Here is a 14,559-nt window from a genome sequence, read left to right as displayed (position 1 = left end):
GTTTTGCTCTTGTTGTGTCGGAGCTTCAGTCCTGTCGCACCTTTTTGAGGCGTTGTTGACCCGTGTTGGCTTTTTTTAGGGTCAACCGACGTTAAGGACCGTCGCTATGAGTCTAGTAGGAGAAAATCCACATCATGGACAACTCCCTTTCTCACCAATCGGCCGAACGGGCTGTAACCCTTTCACGTTCGCGAAGCCCGTAGCGGCCACTGGCGAACATCCATCACCGGATTCTTTGCTATCCCACAACCGAAGGTACCCTGATAGTGTTACCGCTCGGCGCAGGATTACTTACACGGATTTCCCTATAGCAAAGCCCGTACCACACCGCTCGCCAAAGCGTTTCAGCGGTAGTTCAATAGCAAAACTTGCAGCATTGCGACATTTTATTAACAGAACAACCAGCCGCGCGCACCGACCGAGCTACCGATGAGAGCGCGCGCACAATAATGGTGCAGATATGACCCAAACCTTGATACTTCAGCCCAGCAAGCCCGTCGATGCCTGCGTAATCTGGCTTCATGGCCTGGGCGCGGACCGCTACGATTTCCTGCCGGTAGCCGAGGCGTTGCAAGAAAGTCTGCTGACCACCCGCTTCGTTTTGCCCCAGGCACCGACCCGCGCCGTGACCATCAACGGCGGTTACGAGATGCCGAGCTGGTACGACATTCTGGCCATGAGCCCGGCGCGGGCAATCAACCGCGAGCAGCTGGATGAGTCCGCGCAAACGCTCGTCAATTTGATTGAAGAGCAGCGAAACAGCGGAATAGACGCCTCGCGGATTTTTCTCGCCGGTTTTTCCCAGGGCGGCGCAGTGGTTTTACACACGGCCTTTTTGAAGTGGCAGGGCCCTTTGGGGGGCGTACTTGCCCTCTCAACTTACGCACCGACATTCAGTGACGAACTGCAACTATCGGCCAGCCAACAGCGGATTCCGGTGTATTGCCTGCATGGTCATTACGATGAGGTCGTGCAAAATGCCATGGGTCGAACCGCCTATGAGCATTTGAAGCGACTTGATGTCACCGTGACATGGCAGGAATACCCAATGGGCCACGAAGTGTTACCCGAAGAAATCCGCGATATAGGCGTGTGGCTGGCCGACCGCTTGCGCTGAAATCGAAACTTCTGTAGCCGGGTGACCAATGCACTACGCCGCGCCCGATTCTTGCATTACACTGCCCGGCGTATATTCCTTAACCAATTGATGAGATGACCGTGCTCAAAGCACTCAAGAAAATGTTCGGTAAAAGCGAGGCTGAGCAGCTCGCGCCAGGCTCCAGCGCTCCTTCTCATACCCCCAGCCACCGCACCGACGGTAATCAGCCTGGCCGGACCGCAACCGTAGCGGCACCGAAGCACGAGCCGGTGACCCCACCGACCGCCCCCTCTGTGGAGGCCATTGCCTCTGAGCAGCCACGCAGCGAAGCCCCGAAACCGGCAAAACCGCGTCGCGAACCGAAACCAAAAGCGCCGGTTATTCCCTGGAAACTCGAAGACTTCGTCGTCGAACCCCAGGAAGGCAAAACCCGCTTCCACGATTTCAAGCTCGCCCCCGAACTGATGCACGCCATCCAGGACCTTGGCTTTCCCTATTGCACGCCGATCCAGGCACAGGTGCTTGGCTTCACCCTGGCGGGCAAAGACGCCATCGGTCGCGCCCAGACCGGCACCGGCAAAACCGCCGCATTTCTGATTTCGATCATTACTCAGCTGCTGCAAACACCACCGCCCAAAGAACGCTACATGGGTGAACCGCGCGCACTGATCATCGCCCCGACTCGGGAACTGGTGGTGCAGATCGCCAAGGACGCAGCCGACCTGACCAAGTACACCGGCCTCAACGTCATGACGTTTGTCGGCGGCATGGACTTCGACAAGCAGCTCAAGCACCTCGAAGCCCGTCACTGCGACATCCTCGTGGCCACTCCGGGCCGCTTGCTCGACTTCAACCAGCGCGGCGACGTGCACCTGGACATGGTCGAAGTCATGGTGCTGGACGAAGCCGACCGGATGCTCGACATGGGTTTCATCCCGCAAGTGCGTCAGATCATTCGCCAGACTCCGCCGAAAAACGAGCGTCAGACGCTGCTGTTCTCCGCCACCTTCACCGAAGACGTGATGAACCTGGCCAAGCAATGGACCACCGACCCGTCGATCGTCGAGATCGAGTCGCAGAACGTGGCCAGCGAAAACGTCGAGCAACACATCTACGCGGTGGCCGGTGCCGACAAATACAAACTGCTCTATAACCTGGTCAACGATAACGGCTGGGAGCGGGTGATGGTCTTCGCCAACCGCAAGGACGAAGTGCGGCGCATTGAAGAACGCCTGGTGCGCGATGGCGTCAACGCGGCGCAACTGTCTGGCGATGTGCCGCAACACAAGCGCATCAAGACTCTGGAAGGTTTCCGCGAAGGCAAGATCCGCGTGCTGGTGGCCACCGATGTGGCCGGGCGCGGTATTCACATCGACGGTATCAGCCACGTGATCAACTTCACCCTGCCGGAAGTCCCGGATGACTACGTGCACCGCATCGGTCGTACCGGTCGTGCCGGCGCCGATGGCGTGTCCATCAGTTTTGCCGGTGAAGACGACTCCTACCAGCTACCGTCCATCGAGGCGTTGCTGGGTCGCAAGATCAGTTGTGAAACGCCACCGACGCATCTGCTGCGGGCGGTTGAGCGCAAGCGTCCGTAACTCGGGCCTTTCAGAAAGAAGCGCAGCCGGAAACGGACTGCGCTTTTTTTTCGTCCGGCTTTTTTCAACAGGAGCTTGCTAGAGATAACTAAAAGTCCATAATGGACAAATTAGTTTACTCTCAGCACCCGGAGCCAACCATGCCCAGCACGCCTTACGTGATCACCCAACCCCAGGCTCGTGAACTGCTGGCACACGTTGACGTGCCGCAGATCCTGCGCAAACTGTTCCGCGACCTGGCTGCCGGGCAAGCCGTACAGCCGGCGCAACAGTTGGTGGAATTCCCGAAGGGTGCCGGGGACTTCATCAACTACCTGGGCGTGCTGGCCGAGGACGGGGTGTATGGCGTCAAGACGTCGCCTTACATCGTGCGCGAGCAAGGCCCGCTGGTGACGGCCTGGACGCTGCTGATGTCGATGCAGACTGGCCAGCCGCTGTTGCTCTGCGATGCCGGTGAACTGACCACGGCACGCACCGCAGCGACCACAGCGGTGGCGGTCGATGCCCTCGCTCCGCTGAAAGCCCAACGCCTGGCGATCATCGGCAGCGGCAAGGTGGCCCAGGCGCACCTGCACTACGTCAAGGACCTGCGAGACTGGCAAAGCATCAGCCTCTACTCGCCGAGCCTGAGCGACAAGAATCCCGAAGCGCTGGCACAGCTTGAAAGCCTAGACACACGACTGACCCTCGCCGACAGCTGCGAAGCCGCGATTCAGGACGCCGACGTGATCATGCTCTGCACCTCGTCCGCCGGCCCGGTAATCGACCCGTCAATTTTGAGCAAACCGGCGCTGATCACCTCCATCAGCACCAACGCCCCACGCGCCCATGAAGTACCGCCGCAGAGCCTCAATGACATGCAAGTGTTCTGCGACTATCGTCAGACCACCCCAGGCTCGGCCGGCGAGATGCTGATCGCTGGCGAACAACATGGCTGGGACAAGCGCTTGATTATCGGCGACCTGCCCGACCTGCTCAGCGAAAAAGTCCAGCGCCCTGAATACGACCGCCCGGTGTTCTTCCGCTCCATCGGCCTGGGCCTGGAAGACATCGCACTGGCCAATGCCCTTTACCAATTACAGCGCTAACACCCCCCGTAGGAGCGAGGCTTGCCCGCGAAGGCGCCGTATCAGTAAACAGATATAGAGACTGACACATCGCCTTCGCGGGCAAGCCTCGCTCCTACAGGGAATTCCACAATTTCGGCATTTGCGCCCTTTCAGGAGACGTTCATGAGCCAGACAGATTTCATCATCATCGGCGGCGGGATTGCCGGTGCTTCCACCGGTTTCTGGCTGTCGCAGCATGGGCGGGTGATTGTGCTCGAGCGCGAATCCCATCCGGCCTATCACTCCACCGGACGCTCGGCGGCACTGTACACCGCCGCCTACGGCACACCGCAGGTTCGGGCATTGACCCAGGCCAGCCGCGACTTCTTCGACGCACCGCCACCCGGTTTCTGCGAACACCCGTTACTGACCCCGCGCGGCGAGATGACCGTCGACTTCACTGGCGATCCGGCCGAGCTGAACAATCAATACCTGAGCGCCAAAGCCACGGTGCCGCAGATGCAACTACTCAGCGCCGACGAGGCCTGCGCGCGCCTGCCCATCCTGCGCCGGGAAAAAGTCCATGGCGCAATCTACGACCCGAGTGCCAGCGACATCGATACCGACGCCCTGCATCAGGGCTATCTGCGCGGTATCCGTCGCAATAAAGGCGAGGTTCATACCGACAGCGAAGTGCTGAGCCTGACCCGGGATGCCGAAGGGCTGTGGCAGGTTCACACCGCCACTCAGACCTTCAGCGCCCCGATTATCATCAACGCCGCCGGTGCCTGGGCCGACAAGATTGGCGAGCTGGCTGGCGCCAAAACCCTGGGCCTGCAACCCAAGCGCCGGGCAGCCTTCATCTTCGCCGGCCCCGAGGGCCTGGATATCCATGACTGGCCCATGCTGGTCAGCCTCGATGAGTCCTTCTATATGAAACCCGACGCCGGCATGTTCCTCGGCTCACCAGCCAACGCCGACCCGGTGGAACCGCATGACGTGCAACCCGAAGAGCTGGACATCGCCATGGGCATCTACCAGATCGAAGAAGCCACTACCTTGACCATCCGCCGCCCGACCCGCACCTGGGCCGGCCTGCGCAGTTTCGTGCGCGACGGGGATTTGCTGTCCGGCTTCGATCAGCAGGTGCCGGGGCTGTTCTGGGTCGCGGCGCAAGGTGGCTACGGCATCCAGACGTCGCCGGCCATGGGCCAGGCCAGCGCTGCCCTGGTACGCGGTGAAGCCTTGCCCGAGCAGCTCACCCGTTTCGGCCTGGACGCCGAGATGCTCTCCCCCGCCCGCCTGGGCTGATCCTGATCCTGCCCCTCAGGTGACGTGTCCACACGATTGCGGCAAACTTCCAGCGCCCCTTTTTTAACGGGGCGCTGACGCTGCCTGGAGCTCCACTGTATGAACGCACCTGAAAAAAACTCGGCCCTGGACAATGCGTCCATGGACAACTTCCGTGCGATTGCCGATGCGATCGCCACGTTGTTCTTCCCTCATGCCGAGGTGGTGCTGCACGACCTGCGCACGCAAAAGGTCGATTACATCGCCAACAACCTGTCCAAACGGGAAATCGGTGACGACTCGTCGCTGGAAGACATGCTCAGCGAAGAGGTCAGTGAACGAAACATCGGGCCGTACGAAAAGCTCAACTGGGACGGCCAGAAAATTCGCAGCCTCAGCAGCGTGCTGCGCGACAGCGATGGTCATCCGCTGGCGGTGCTGTGCATCAACCTGAACATCTCGTTGTTCGAAAACGCGAAGGCGGCGCTGGATCTGTTCCTGTCGCCGACCAAGCTGATCCCGCAACCGGACTCACTGTTTCGCGATGACTGGCAAGAGCGGATCAACACCTTTCTGCACGCCTGGCTGCGTGAGCGTCAGTTGAGCCTGAATGTGCTGACCCGCGACCACAAACGCGAACTGGTGCTGGCGCTGCACGCCGAAGGCGCCTTCAAAGGCAAAAGCGCCTCCAACTATGTGGCCAATGTGCTGAACATGGGCCGAGCGACGGTGTACAAGCATTTGAAGGAATTGAAGGGCTAAAGATTTGTAGTGACTGTTCCGGCCTCATCGCGGGCAAGTCCGCTCCCACAGTGTCCGTGTCGTGCACAAAACATGAGTACACCGCAGAACCTGTGGGAGCGGGCTTGCTCGCGAAAGCGATTAATCAATCGCCGTAGATATCGGACTTGAAGTACTTCTGCGAAATCTTCTGATACTCGCCATTGGCGCGAATGTCGTCGATAGCCTTGTTCAGATCCGCCACCAACTGCGTGTTGCCCTTGCGCACGGCAATCCCGGCGCCCTCGCCCACATATTTCGGATCCTTGAGCTCCGGCCCGACAAACGCGTAGCCTTTGCCACGCGGCATCGACAGGAAGTCATTCAGTGGAATGGTGTCGGCAAAAATGGCATCGAGGCGACCGGCTGCCAGATCCATGTAGATTTCTTCGTTATTGCCGTAGCGCTTGACGTTGATGCCCTTCGGCTCGAATACCTCGGTGGCATAACGGTCGGTGGTGGTTGCGCGCTGCACGCCGATATTCTTGCCCTTGAGGCTGACGTACTGGTCATCCACTACCGCGCCTTCCTTCATCACCAGGCGCGATGAGGTGAAGTAGTACTTGTGGGTGAAGTCCACCGACTTCTTGCGGTCTTCGTTGATCGTCATGGATGACAGCGCCATGTCGATTTTCTTCACTTTCAGGGAAGGAATCAGACCGTCGAATTCGCCTTCTACCCACACGCACTTGACCTTCATCTGTGCGCACAGGGCATTGCCGATGTCGTAGTCGAAACCGACAATCTCGCCTTTGTCGGTTTTGGACGCGAACGGCGGATAAGCCGCTTCAATACCGATGCGCAGGTTTTTCTCGGCGGCGAACAGGCTACTGCACGCCAACAGGCTCAGGGCCAGACCGGTGATGAGGGGGAATTTCTTCATGTTCGTTCTCTCGCGGGTTGTTGTTGGTTTGGCAAGACAGAAGAAAAGACTGAAACAGGAAACACCTTTTTTGTACTTATAATTCCATACTGGACTTTTATGTATTAATCGTCAATCGACCGCGCACAGTTCTTCCGGCCTCTGGTCGGGAGGGGAATCAGCGGGATTGAAGTGATGCGGATGGCCTCTTCGCGAGCAAGCCCGCTCCCACAGTTGATCTGTGTCGTTCACAAATCCAATGTGAAGCGGGCTTGCTCGCGAAGACGGACTGACAGCCAACAAAGAAACAACTGACCGCTTACTTGTTCCAGCGATCCGCCGCCGCATGATCGCTTTCACGCCCTTCCACCCAGCGCGGTCCATCACGGGTGTTTTCCTTCTTCCAGAACGGCGCTCGGGTTTTCAGGTAGTCCATGACAAAAGCGCAGGCATCGAACGCCGCTTGACGGTGGGCGCTGGCAGCGCCGACGAAGACGATCGGCTCGCCCGGCCCCAGGGCACCGATGCGGTGCAACACCTCCAGCTTCAACAGCGGCCAGCGCTGCTCGGCCTCCGAGGCAATCTTGCCCAGGGCTTTTTCGGTCATGCCCGGGTAGTGCTCCAGAAACATCCCGGCGACGTCGAGGCCGTCATTGAAGTCGCGTACGTAGCCGACAAAACTCACCACCGCACCGACGCCCACATTGGCCGCATGCATGGCGTTGACTTCAGCGCCCGGGTCGAACGGCGTGGGCTGCACGCGAATCGCCATGGCTCAGCCTCCGGTCACGGTCGGAAAAAACGCCACTTCATCGCCATCGCTCACCGGTTCGTCGAGTTGGCAGAGGTCTTCGTTGCGGGCGCACATCAGGTTCTGCTCGCTCAGCACCTCGGCGCCATCACGCTGGGCGAGCAGCGCGCGCACATCGTCGACCGTGGTGAATTCACCTTCGACCTGCACCGAGTCCACACCGAGCACTTCACGGTAACGGGCGAAAAACTTCACCGTAACGTTCATGGCTGATCCGCCTGGAAATGGCCGCTCTTGCCGCCGAGTTTCTCAAGCAGCCGCACGCTCTCGATGGTCATGCCGCGGTCCACAGCCTTGCACATGTCATAAATAGTCAGTGCCGCAACGCTGGCGGCGGTCAGCGCTTCCATCTCGACGCCGGTTTGCCCGGACAACTTGCAACGCGCCACGATGCGCACGGTGTCGTCGCCTTCGGCGCTGAGTTCGACCTTGACGCCGGTGAGCATCAACGGGTGGCACAGAGGAATCAGATCGCTGGTTTTCTTCGCCGCCTGGATGCCGGCGATCCGCGCCACGGCGAACACGTCACCCTTGGGATGACCGCCACTGACGATCATCTGCAGGGTTTCGGGCAGCATGCGCACCAGCGCTTGGGCCGTCGCTTCGCGAAACGTCACGGCTTTGTCGGTGACGTCGACCATATTGGCACGACCTTGGGAATCGAGATGAGTCAGCACAGCGTTACTCCTGATCAGGAGCATCGATTGTAAACCTGCGGGTCAAATTTCCGCACGTTTGATTATGCGTTTATACCGAACCCTGTGGGAGCGTGGCTTGCCCGCGATGCAGACGCTGCGGTTCAACAGGGACACCTCGGTGATGCCATCGCGGGCAAGCCCGCTCCCACAGGGTTATTCGTCGGGCATAAAAAAACCGGACGGCTTTGGGCCGCCCGGTTCTGGTGAGGGTTACAGATGCGATTCGGCGTATTCGGCCAGAATCGAGCGTGGCACCCCTTGCAGGGTGATATGCACACCGTTGGGGAAGTCCTTGAAGCGCTCGGTCAAGTACGTCAGCCCGGAGCTGGTCGCGGACAGGTAAGGGGTGTCGATCTGCGCCAGGTTGCCCAGGCACACCACTTTGGAACCGGCGCCGGCACGGGTGATGATGGTTTTCATCTGGTGCGGCGTGAGGTTCTGGCATTCATCGATCAGGATCAGACTCTGCTGGAAGCTGCGGCCTCGAATGTAGTTGAGGGATTTGAACTGCAACGGCACTTTGCTGAGGATGTAGTCGACGCTGCCATGGGTGTTTTCGTCATCCATGTGCAGGGCTTCGAGGTTGTCGGTGATGGCGCCGAGCCAAGGCTCCATTTTTTCCGCTTCGGTGCCGGGCAGGAAGCCGATTTCCTGGTCCAGGCCCTGCACGCTACGGGTGGCGATGATGCGCCGGTAGCGTTTGCTGACCATGGTCTGTTCGATGGCCGCCGCCAGGGCCAGGATGGTTTTACCGGAGCCGGCCGCGCCGGACAGGTTGACCAGGTGAATATCCGGATCGAGCAAGGCGTACAGCGCCAGGCTTTGATAGATGTCACGCGGTTTCAGGCCCCAGGCTTCCTGGTGCAACAGGGGTTCCTGATGCAGGTCGAGAATCAGCAATTTGTCGCTCTGGATTTCCTTGATCCAGCCGACAAAGCCCTGTTCATCGATGATGAACTCGTTGATGTGCACCGCTGGCAGGTTATCGATCAGCTGCACCTGGTGCCAGGTGCGGCCATGATCCTGCCGGGTTTCGACTTTGCTCACCCGGTCCCAGAAGGAGCCGGTCATGTTGTGGTAGCCGTTGGGCAGCAGGGACACGTCGTCGACCAGTTGGTCGGTGCTGTAGTCCTCGGACGCGATCCCGCAGGCCCGCGCCTTGAGGCGCATGTTGATGTCTTTGGTGACCAGCACCACGGGCAGTTTCGGATCGCGCGCGTGCAGGTCGATCAACTGGTTGATGATGATGTTGTCGTTCAGGTGCTCGGGCAGAATGATGTTCGGCTCAGCACGCTTGCTCATCAGAATTGACAGTAAGCCCTTCGGCCCGCTCTTGCCGCGCTGGATCGGCACCCCTTGTTCAACGTCTTCGGGAGAGGCATCGCCCAGGGTCTTGTCGATCAGCCGAATGGCCTGACGGCATTCGGCGGCCACGCTGTGATGCCCGCTCTTGAGCTTGTCCAGCTCTTCAAGCACGGTCATCGGGATCGCGACGTGGTGTTCTTCGAAATTAAGCAGGGCGTTTGGATCGTGAATCAATACGTTGGTATCGAGTACATAAAGGATTGGCTGGTTGGAAGAAGAGCTACGTCCGTGATCATCCATACTCGGTCACCTTTGTGGGAGCCAGTCGACGCAATACCTTGACAGTGCTGCGCCTCGAAGTGGCCACCGAAATCACCTGCGGGGACTCAAGTGATTGCAACTCAAACGGAGTCTTGGAAGACGCCACCTGTGTTGCAGGTTTCGGCGGTCTGTCTTCGTAATACTCCAAAACCTGTGACAGAAAAAAGCACTTTGACGTTTTTTTGAAGTTTATTTTGCAGAATGACCAATAGCACTTGGCGGACTGCCACTACCCCGCTAAAGTCGGAAGTCCGCCTGCACCGAAATCGCTCCCAAAAACGCCCCTGACCCAATGTTTACGGGCTTTCGTCGTTTCAGCGAAACGCGTCCTGACAGTTTTCCCAACCGATCCCGCTTGGCGCCGTTTGCGTGATGAGCCAAGGCATCGCCGTTTTCAACGCATCCTGCTTAACATTGAAATTGATCACCCCGTGCCGCCACAGCAGCATCAGGGTCAACACCCGTTGTGCGCTCTGGTTGCCCTTGAGCTTGCCGGCGCCGTCCTGGGCATCGATATCCCACAACGCCACCTGCAAACCCTGAGACTTGAAAAAGCCTTCAGCGTCGGACCGACGCTGGCCATCGGGCGGGCGGAACAGCGGCACGTAATTCTCCGGCAACTTGCCTTTGACCAGCTCGATGCTGCGTCGCACCGAGTCCTGCCAGTCCTGCCAGTGGCTGTGGGAGCGGAACTCCCAGCCTTGCACGCCAACGCATTGCTGCGAATAAGTCCCTTGCAGGCTGGCCACCGAACGTTCGGCCAGACGGGCCTGAATGTCCTTGCCGAGGACGAAGAACGTAGCGCTCATGTTCGACTTGCGCAGGTACTCCGTGACCCAGGCCGTGTTATCCGGTGTGGCATTGGCGGCGCTGTCGAAGGTCAGCAGGAACAGGCGGTCATTCATGGCATCGCCATTGCGCTCATAGTCGCCAAAACGATCGACTTCGCTGCTGGTCTGCGGGAACAGCGCGGCCTTGCGCAACTGCTCGTCCAGGTACTGGGCGTGGAACAACCGGCTCGGCTCGGCCCACTTGATGTAATAGCTGTCGTCGCTGACTTGAAACTTGGCCGCTTGCTCGCGCAAGGTGACCATGTCCTCGACCAGAAAACAGAAGGAAGCATCCTGATCGCAACTCTGTTGGGCGAAGTTGTAGTTGGTCAGCAATCGCTGCCACAGGCGCTGGCGCAACTGGTTGACCGACTCCAGATTGAGGGTGCGCAGGCCCAGGCGTTGAGCCAGGCTCACTTCATCCAGCGATTCACTGGCCAGCAGGACGCGGGCAAACATGAGGATTTCGGCCCGCGAGGCCACGTCGAACAGTGTCGGGCTGCTGAGCTGCTCAGGCCAGGTGCTGCGATCCAGCGTCGCCACATCGCCCGGCGCCGCCAAAGCGCCAAAGCTCAACAGCCAGGCCGAGAAAAGAAAAACGATACGCAATGGGATGTCTCCATAACAAAACCCGCGCGGCACTATATCGCGGGAAGATCAAAAGATCGCAGCCTCGCTTCGCTTGACAGCTCCTACAGGTTGGAATGCGTTCCCTTGTAGGAGCTGTCAAGCGAAGCGAGGCTGCGATCTTGTCCCATGACACCACCGATCACCTATGACACCCATAGCTGGAGTCAACAAGGACAACCCCCTAGAATCGCCCCCACGATTAAAGGAGACGACTTCATGCTGATGGTGATTTCCCCCGCCAAGACCCTCGATTACGAAACACCGCCGGCGACCCAGCGCTTCACTCAGCCGCAATACCTCGACCATTCCCAGGAGCTGATCCTGCAACTGCGCGACCTGACGCCGGCGCAGATCAGCGAGCTGATGCACGTCTCCGACAAGATTGGCGGCCTCAATGCCGCGCGTTTCGGCAGCTGGACTCCAGCCTTCACGCCAGAAAATGCCAAGCAGGCCTTGCTGGCGTTCAAGGGTGATGTCTATACCGGCCTCAATGCACAAACCTTCAGCGAAGCCGACTTCGATTACGCCCAACAACACTTGCGCATGCTCTCCGGCCTGTACGGCCTGCTGCGCCCTCTGGACCTGATGCAGCCCTATCGGTTGGAGATGGGCACCAAACTGGCCAATGCCCGTGGCAAGGACCTGTACGCATTCTGGGGCACGCAAATCAGCGAATGGCTGAACGAAGCCTTGGCCGATCAAGGCGATGATGTACTGCTGAACCTGGCCTCCAACGAGTACTTCTCGGCGGTCAAACGCAGTGCCTTGAACGCGCGCATCATCAATACCGAGTTCAAGGACCTGAAGAACGGCCAGTACAAAATCATCAGCTTCTACGCGAAAAAGGCCCGCGGGATGATGAGCCGCTTCGTCATCGAGGAACGCATCAACGACCCGGCCGCCCTCAAGCAGTTCGACGTCCAGGGGTATCGCTACAGCAGCGAGCAGTCTAAACCGGACAATCTGGTGTTCCTGCGCGATCACGCACCGGAGTAAGGGAGACCTGCACTAAGTCAGCGCACGACACCCATTACTTCGTCGTGCGCGCCCCCCTTGATCGTCGAACAACCCCCTCCATTTCGCCGCTTTATTGGCGCCAAAATTCAAGCACTCCATTTCCTAACTTTAGTTTCACTCGACATTGATCATTTTTTTCAGTAGTGGCACTGAAAATTTTTATTCGTAGTGGCAAAAAAGTATCCAACGCAATAATCACCCCATATATCAAGGACCAAACGGCAAGTGCTATCAGTATGAAAGCAGTGCCATCTTTTTCAATATTTCAAGAAATTTCAGAATTCGCGATGGGCGGACAGGAACTATGTCCAAATGCGCCGCTCATACCACCGGTAACGATTCTCTCGGTGATTGTGCGAGATAACTTACACAGACAAGAGATCCATGTAGCGAAGTTGTCACACACACTTCTGCTTACTGATCCCTTATTTGGGCAACACATGAAGGACAGGAGATAACGCACCATTACTATCCCCTACAAGGCCACGGCTGCGCCCCTATAAACGTGCTCACCTGAGCACCCAACCGCTTGATTTACAGGCTTCTGGCCTGGCATTGAGCGCGCAAGACCTTTGCACGGATGTCTTCTGAAAAGAGGATCGGCTGCATAACAGGGCACGTCATAACAATAAGGCCTGGTTGCGCACACCTTGAGTGCACTTATTTAGACACTCGGAACTTAGTATGCCTGCACACGGCATTGTGGCGCCTGTAAGGCGCACTTCCGAGTGCACTATGACCGCTGAACACCATTAACTCCGGCCATGTAATGGCTTGATAAATACAGAGGTAATTGCGATGCGCATCAGCATATTTGGTTTGGGTTACGTCGGCGCAGTATGTGCCGGTTGCCTGTCTGCACGGGGCCATGACGTCATTGGCGTCGATGTTGCCAAAGACAAAATCGATATGATCAACGCCGGCAAATCGCCTATCGTTGAACCGGGTTTGGGCGAACTTCTGCAGAAGGGTATCGAGACGGGCAAATTGCGCGGCACGACCAACTTCGCCGAGGCGATTCGCGACACCGACCTGTCGATGATCTGCGTCGGTACGCCGAGCAAGAAGAACGGCGACCTGGAACTGAACTACATCGAAGCCGTGTGCCGCGAGATCGGTTTTGTCCTGCGTGACAAGACCACTCGCCACACCATCGTGGTTCGCAGCACCGTACTGCCGGGCACTGTCGCAAACGTTGTCATCCCGATCCTCGAAGACTGCTCCGGCAAGAAAGCCGGTGTTGATTTCGGCGTTGCAGTGAACCCTGAGTTCCTGCGTGAAAGCACCGCGATCGCCGATTACGACCTGCCGCCAATGACCGTTATCGGCGAGTTCGACAAGGCCTCGGGCGACGTTCTGCAGTCGCTGTACGAAGAACTCGACGCGCCGATCATCCGCAAGGACATCGCCGTTGCCGAGATGATCAAGTACACCTGCAACGTGTGGCACGCCACCAAGGTGACCTTCGCCAACGAGATCGGCAACATCGCCAAAGCCGTCGGTGTCGATGGTCGCGAAGTGATGGAAGTGGTCTGCCAGGACAAGACACTGAACCTGTCCCAGTACTACATGCGCCCAGGCTTTGCGTTCGGCGGCTCCTGCTTGCCCAAGGACGTCCGCGCCCTGACCTACCGCGCCGGTTCCCTGGACGTGGAAGCACCGCTGCTCAACTCGCTGATGCGCAGTAACGAGTCCCAGGTGCAGAACGCCTTCGACATCGTTTCCAGCCACGACAAACGCAAAGTCGCCCTGCTGGGTCTGAGCTTCAAGGCCGGCACCGACGACCTGCGCGAAAGCCCGCTGGTTGATCTGGCGGAAATGCTGATCGGTAAGGGCTACGACCTGAGCATCTACGACAGCAACGTCGAGTACGCCCGTGTCCATGGCGCGAACAAGGATTACATCGAGTCGAAGATCCCTCACGTCTCGTCCTTGCTCAACTCCGACTTCGACGATGTGATCGCAAACTCCGACGTGATCATCCTCGGCAACCGTGACGAGAAATTCCGCGCCCTGGCGCAGGAAGCTCCACACGGCAAGCAAGTGGTCGACCTGGTTGGCTTCATGTCCAAAGCCACCAGCGTGAGTGGCCGGACCGAAGGCATCTGCTGGTAACACCTTCCCCGCAGGAGCCAGGCTTGCCGGCGAACCAGGCAACGCGGTGTGTCAGGCACGCCGCCTTCGCGGGCAAGCCTCGCTCCTACGGCTTTTTACGCCTGCCTTAACCCCATCGGGCCACCCCACTGGCTCGCCCGAGATCGAGACG

General features: G+C 58.5%; 13 protein-coding genes. 7 read left to right on the top strand and 6 right to left on the bottom strand.

Annotated elements, in window-relative coordinates; translation table 11 throughout:
* The first annotated feature begins 460 nt into the window (after window positions 1-460).
* The 5 genes from ACA044_RS05060 to ACA044_RS05040 all read left to right on the top strand — a co-directional run bounded on the left by ACA044_RS05060 (window position 461) and on the right by ACA044_RS05040 (window position 5,801).
* Window positions 461-1,117, top strand: coding sequence for an alpha/beta hydrolase (locus ACA044_RS05060; RefSeq protein WP_497445419.1), 657 nt, complete (start codon window positions 461-463; stop codon window positions 1,115-1,117).
* Window positions 1,118-1,212: 95 nt separating this feature from the next.
* Window positions 1,213-2,700 carry an ATP-dependent RNA helicase RhlB gene (rhlB, locus tag ACA044_RS05055; RefSeq protein WP_497445418.1) on the top strand — a complete coding sequence of 496 codons (1,488 nt, stop codon included), beginning with the start codon at window positions 1,213-1,215 and terminating at the stop codon, window positions 2,698-2,700.
* A 140-nt stretch (window positions 2,701-2,840) separates the two neighbouring features.
* A complete protein-coding gene (locus ACA044_RS05050) occupies window positions 2,841-3,788 on the top strand; it encodes an ornithine cyclodeaminase family protein (RefSeq protein ID WP_497445417.1) in 948 nt (315 codons plus the stop codon).
* A gap of 144 nt (window positions 3,789-3,932) precedes the next feature.
* The gene (locus tag ACA044_RS05045) at window positions 3,933-5,060 is read left to right on the top strand and encodes an NAD(P)/FAD-dependent oxidoreductase (RefSeq protein ID WP_497445416.1); all 1,128 of its coding nucleotides are present in this window, start codon (window positions 3,933-3,935) and stop codon (window positions 5,058-5,060) included.
* 99 nt (window positions 5,061-5,159) lie between these two features.
* Window positions 5,160-5,801 carry a helix-turn-helix transcriptional regulator gene (locus tag ACA044_RS05040; RefSeq protein ID WP_497445415.1) on the top strand — a complete coding sequence of 214 codons (642 nt, stop codon included), beginning with the start codon at window positions 5,160-5,162 and terminating at the stop codon, window positions 5,799-5,801.
* A 124-nt stretch (window positions 5,802-5,925) separates the two neighbouring features.
* On the opposite strand, the gene ACA044_RS05035 is transcribed toward ACA044_RS05040, so the two are convergent.
* From ACA044_RS05035 to ACA044_RS05010, 6 genes are all read right to left on the bottom strand, one after another.
* On the bottom strand, window positions 5,926-6,702 hold the full coding sequence (locus tag ACA044_RS05035) for an ABC transporter substrate-binding protein (RefSeq protein WP_497445414.1): 777 nt from the start codon (window positions 6,700-6,702) through the stop codon (window positions 5,926-5,928).
* Between the two features lie 298 nt (window positions 6,703-7,000).
* Window positions 7,001-7,453 (bottom strand): molybdopterin synthase catalytic subunit MoaE, encoded by a 453-nt coding sequence (gene moaE / locus ACA044_RS05030; RefSeq protein ID WP_497445413.1) that lies wholly within the window; start codon window positions 7,451-7,453, stop codon window positions 7,001-7,003.
* Between the two features lie 3 nt (window positions 7,454-7,456).
* Entirely contained in the window at window positions 7,457-7,699 is a 243-nt protein-coding gene (moaD, locus tag ACA044_RS05025) for a molybdopterin converting factor subunit 1 (RefSeq protein ID WP_497445412.1), read from the bottom strand.
* Window positions 7,696-8,169, bottom strand: coding sequence for a cyclic pyranopterin monophosphate synthase MoaC (gene moaC / locus ACA044_RS05020; RefSeq protein WP_253436675.1), 474 nt, complete (start codon window positions 8,167-8,169; stop codon window positions 7,696-7,698). The genes moaD and moaC overlap by 4 nt, the downstream gene beginning before the upstream one ends.
* Window positions 8,170-8,400: 231 nt before the next feature.
* Window positions 8,401-9,795 (bottom strand): PhoH family protein, encoded by a 1,395-nt coding sequence (locus ACA044_RS05015; protein WP_497445411.1) that lies wholly within the window; start codon window positions 9,793-9,795, stop codon window positions 8,401-8,403.
* A 335-nt stretch (window positions 9,796-10,130) separates the two neighbouring features.
* Window positions 10,131-11,255: a polysaccharide deacetylase family protein gene (locus tag ACA044_RS05010; RefSeq protein ID WP_497445410.1), complete on the bottom strand. Its 1,125-nt coding sequence runs from the start codon at window positions 11,253-11,255 to the stop codon at window positions 10,131-10,133.
* 237 nt (window positions 11,256-11,492) lie between these two features.
* Between ACA044_RS05010 and yaaA the strand changes: the two genes are divergently transcribed.
* Together yaaA and ACA044_RS05000 are read left to right on the top strand one after the other, a co-directional pair.
* Entirely contained in the window at window positions 11,493-12,272 is a 780-nt protein-coding gene (gene yaaA, locus ACA044_RS05005; protein ID WP_497445409.1) for a peroxide stress protein YaaA, read from the top strand.
* An 819-nt stretch (window positions 12,273-13,091) separates the two neighbouring features.
* A complete protein-coding gene (locus tag ACA044_RS05000) occupies window positions 13,092-14,408 on the top strand; it encodes a nucleotide sugar dehydrogenase (protein ID WP_497445408.1) in 1,317 nt (438 codons plus the stop codon).
* Window positions 14,409-14,559 lie beyond the last annotated feature (151 nt).

This window comes from Pseudomonas sp. LBUM1673 (genome assembly GCF_059695645.1).
Note: the sequence above shows the minus strand (reverse complement) of the source record. Positions and strands in the feature narration are given on the sequence as shown.

Coding starts and splice junctions, on each gene's coding strand:
- ACA044_RS05060 (WP_497445419.1), top strand. CDS start 461: ATGACCCAAACCTTGATACTTCAGCCCAGCAAGCCCGTCGATGCCTGC.
- rhlB (WP_497445418.1), top strand. CDS start 1,213: ATGACCGTGCTCAAAGCACTCAAGAAAATGTTCGGTAAAAGCGAGGCT.
- ACA044_RS05050 (WP_497445417.1), top strand. CDS start 2,841: ATGCCCAGCACGCCTTACGTGATCACCCAACCCCAGGCTCGTGAACTG.
- ACA044_RS05045 (WP_497445416.1), top strand. CDS start 3,933: ATGAGCCAGACAGATTTCATCATCATCGGCGGCGGGATTGCCGGTGCT.
- ACA044_RS05040 (WP_497445415.1), top strand. CDS start 5,160: ATGAACGCACCTGAAAAAAACTCGGCCCTGGACAATGCGTCCATGGAC.
- ACA044_RS05035 (WP_497445414.1), bottom strand. CDS start 6,702: ATGAAGAAATTCCCCCTCATCACCGGTCTGGCCCTGAGCCTGTTGGCG.
- moaE (WP_497445413.1), bottom strand. CDS start 7,453: ATGGCGATTCGCGTGCAGCCCACGCCGTTCGACCCGGGCGCTGAAGTC.
- moaD (WP_497445412.1), bottom strand. CDS start 7,699: ATGAACGTTACGGTGAAGTTTTTCGCCCGTTACCGTGAAGTGCTCGGT.
- ACA044_RS05015 (WP_497445411.1), bottom strand. CDS start 9,795: ATGGATGATCACGGACGTAGCTCTTCTTCCAACCAGCCAATCCTTTAT.
- yaaA (WP_497445409.1), top strand. CDS start 11,493: ATGCTGATGGTGATTTCCCCCGCCAAGACCCTCGATTACGAAACACCG.
- ACA044_RS05000 (WP_497445408.1), top strand. CDS start 13,092: ATGCGCATCAGCATATTTGGTTTGGGTTACGTCGGCGCAGTATGTGCC.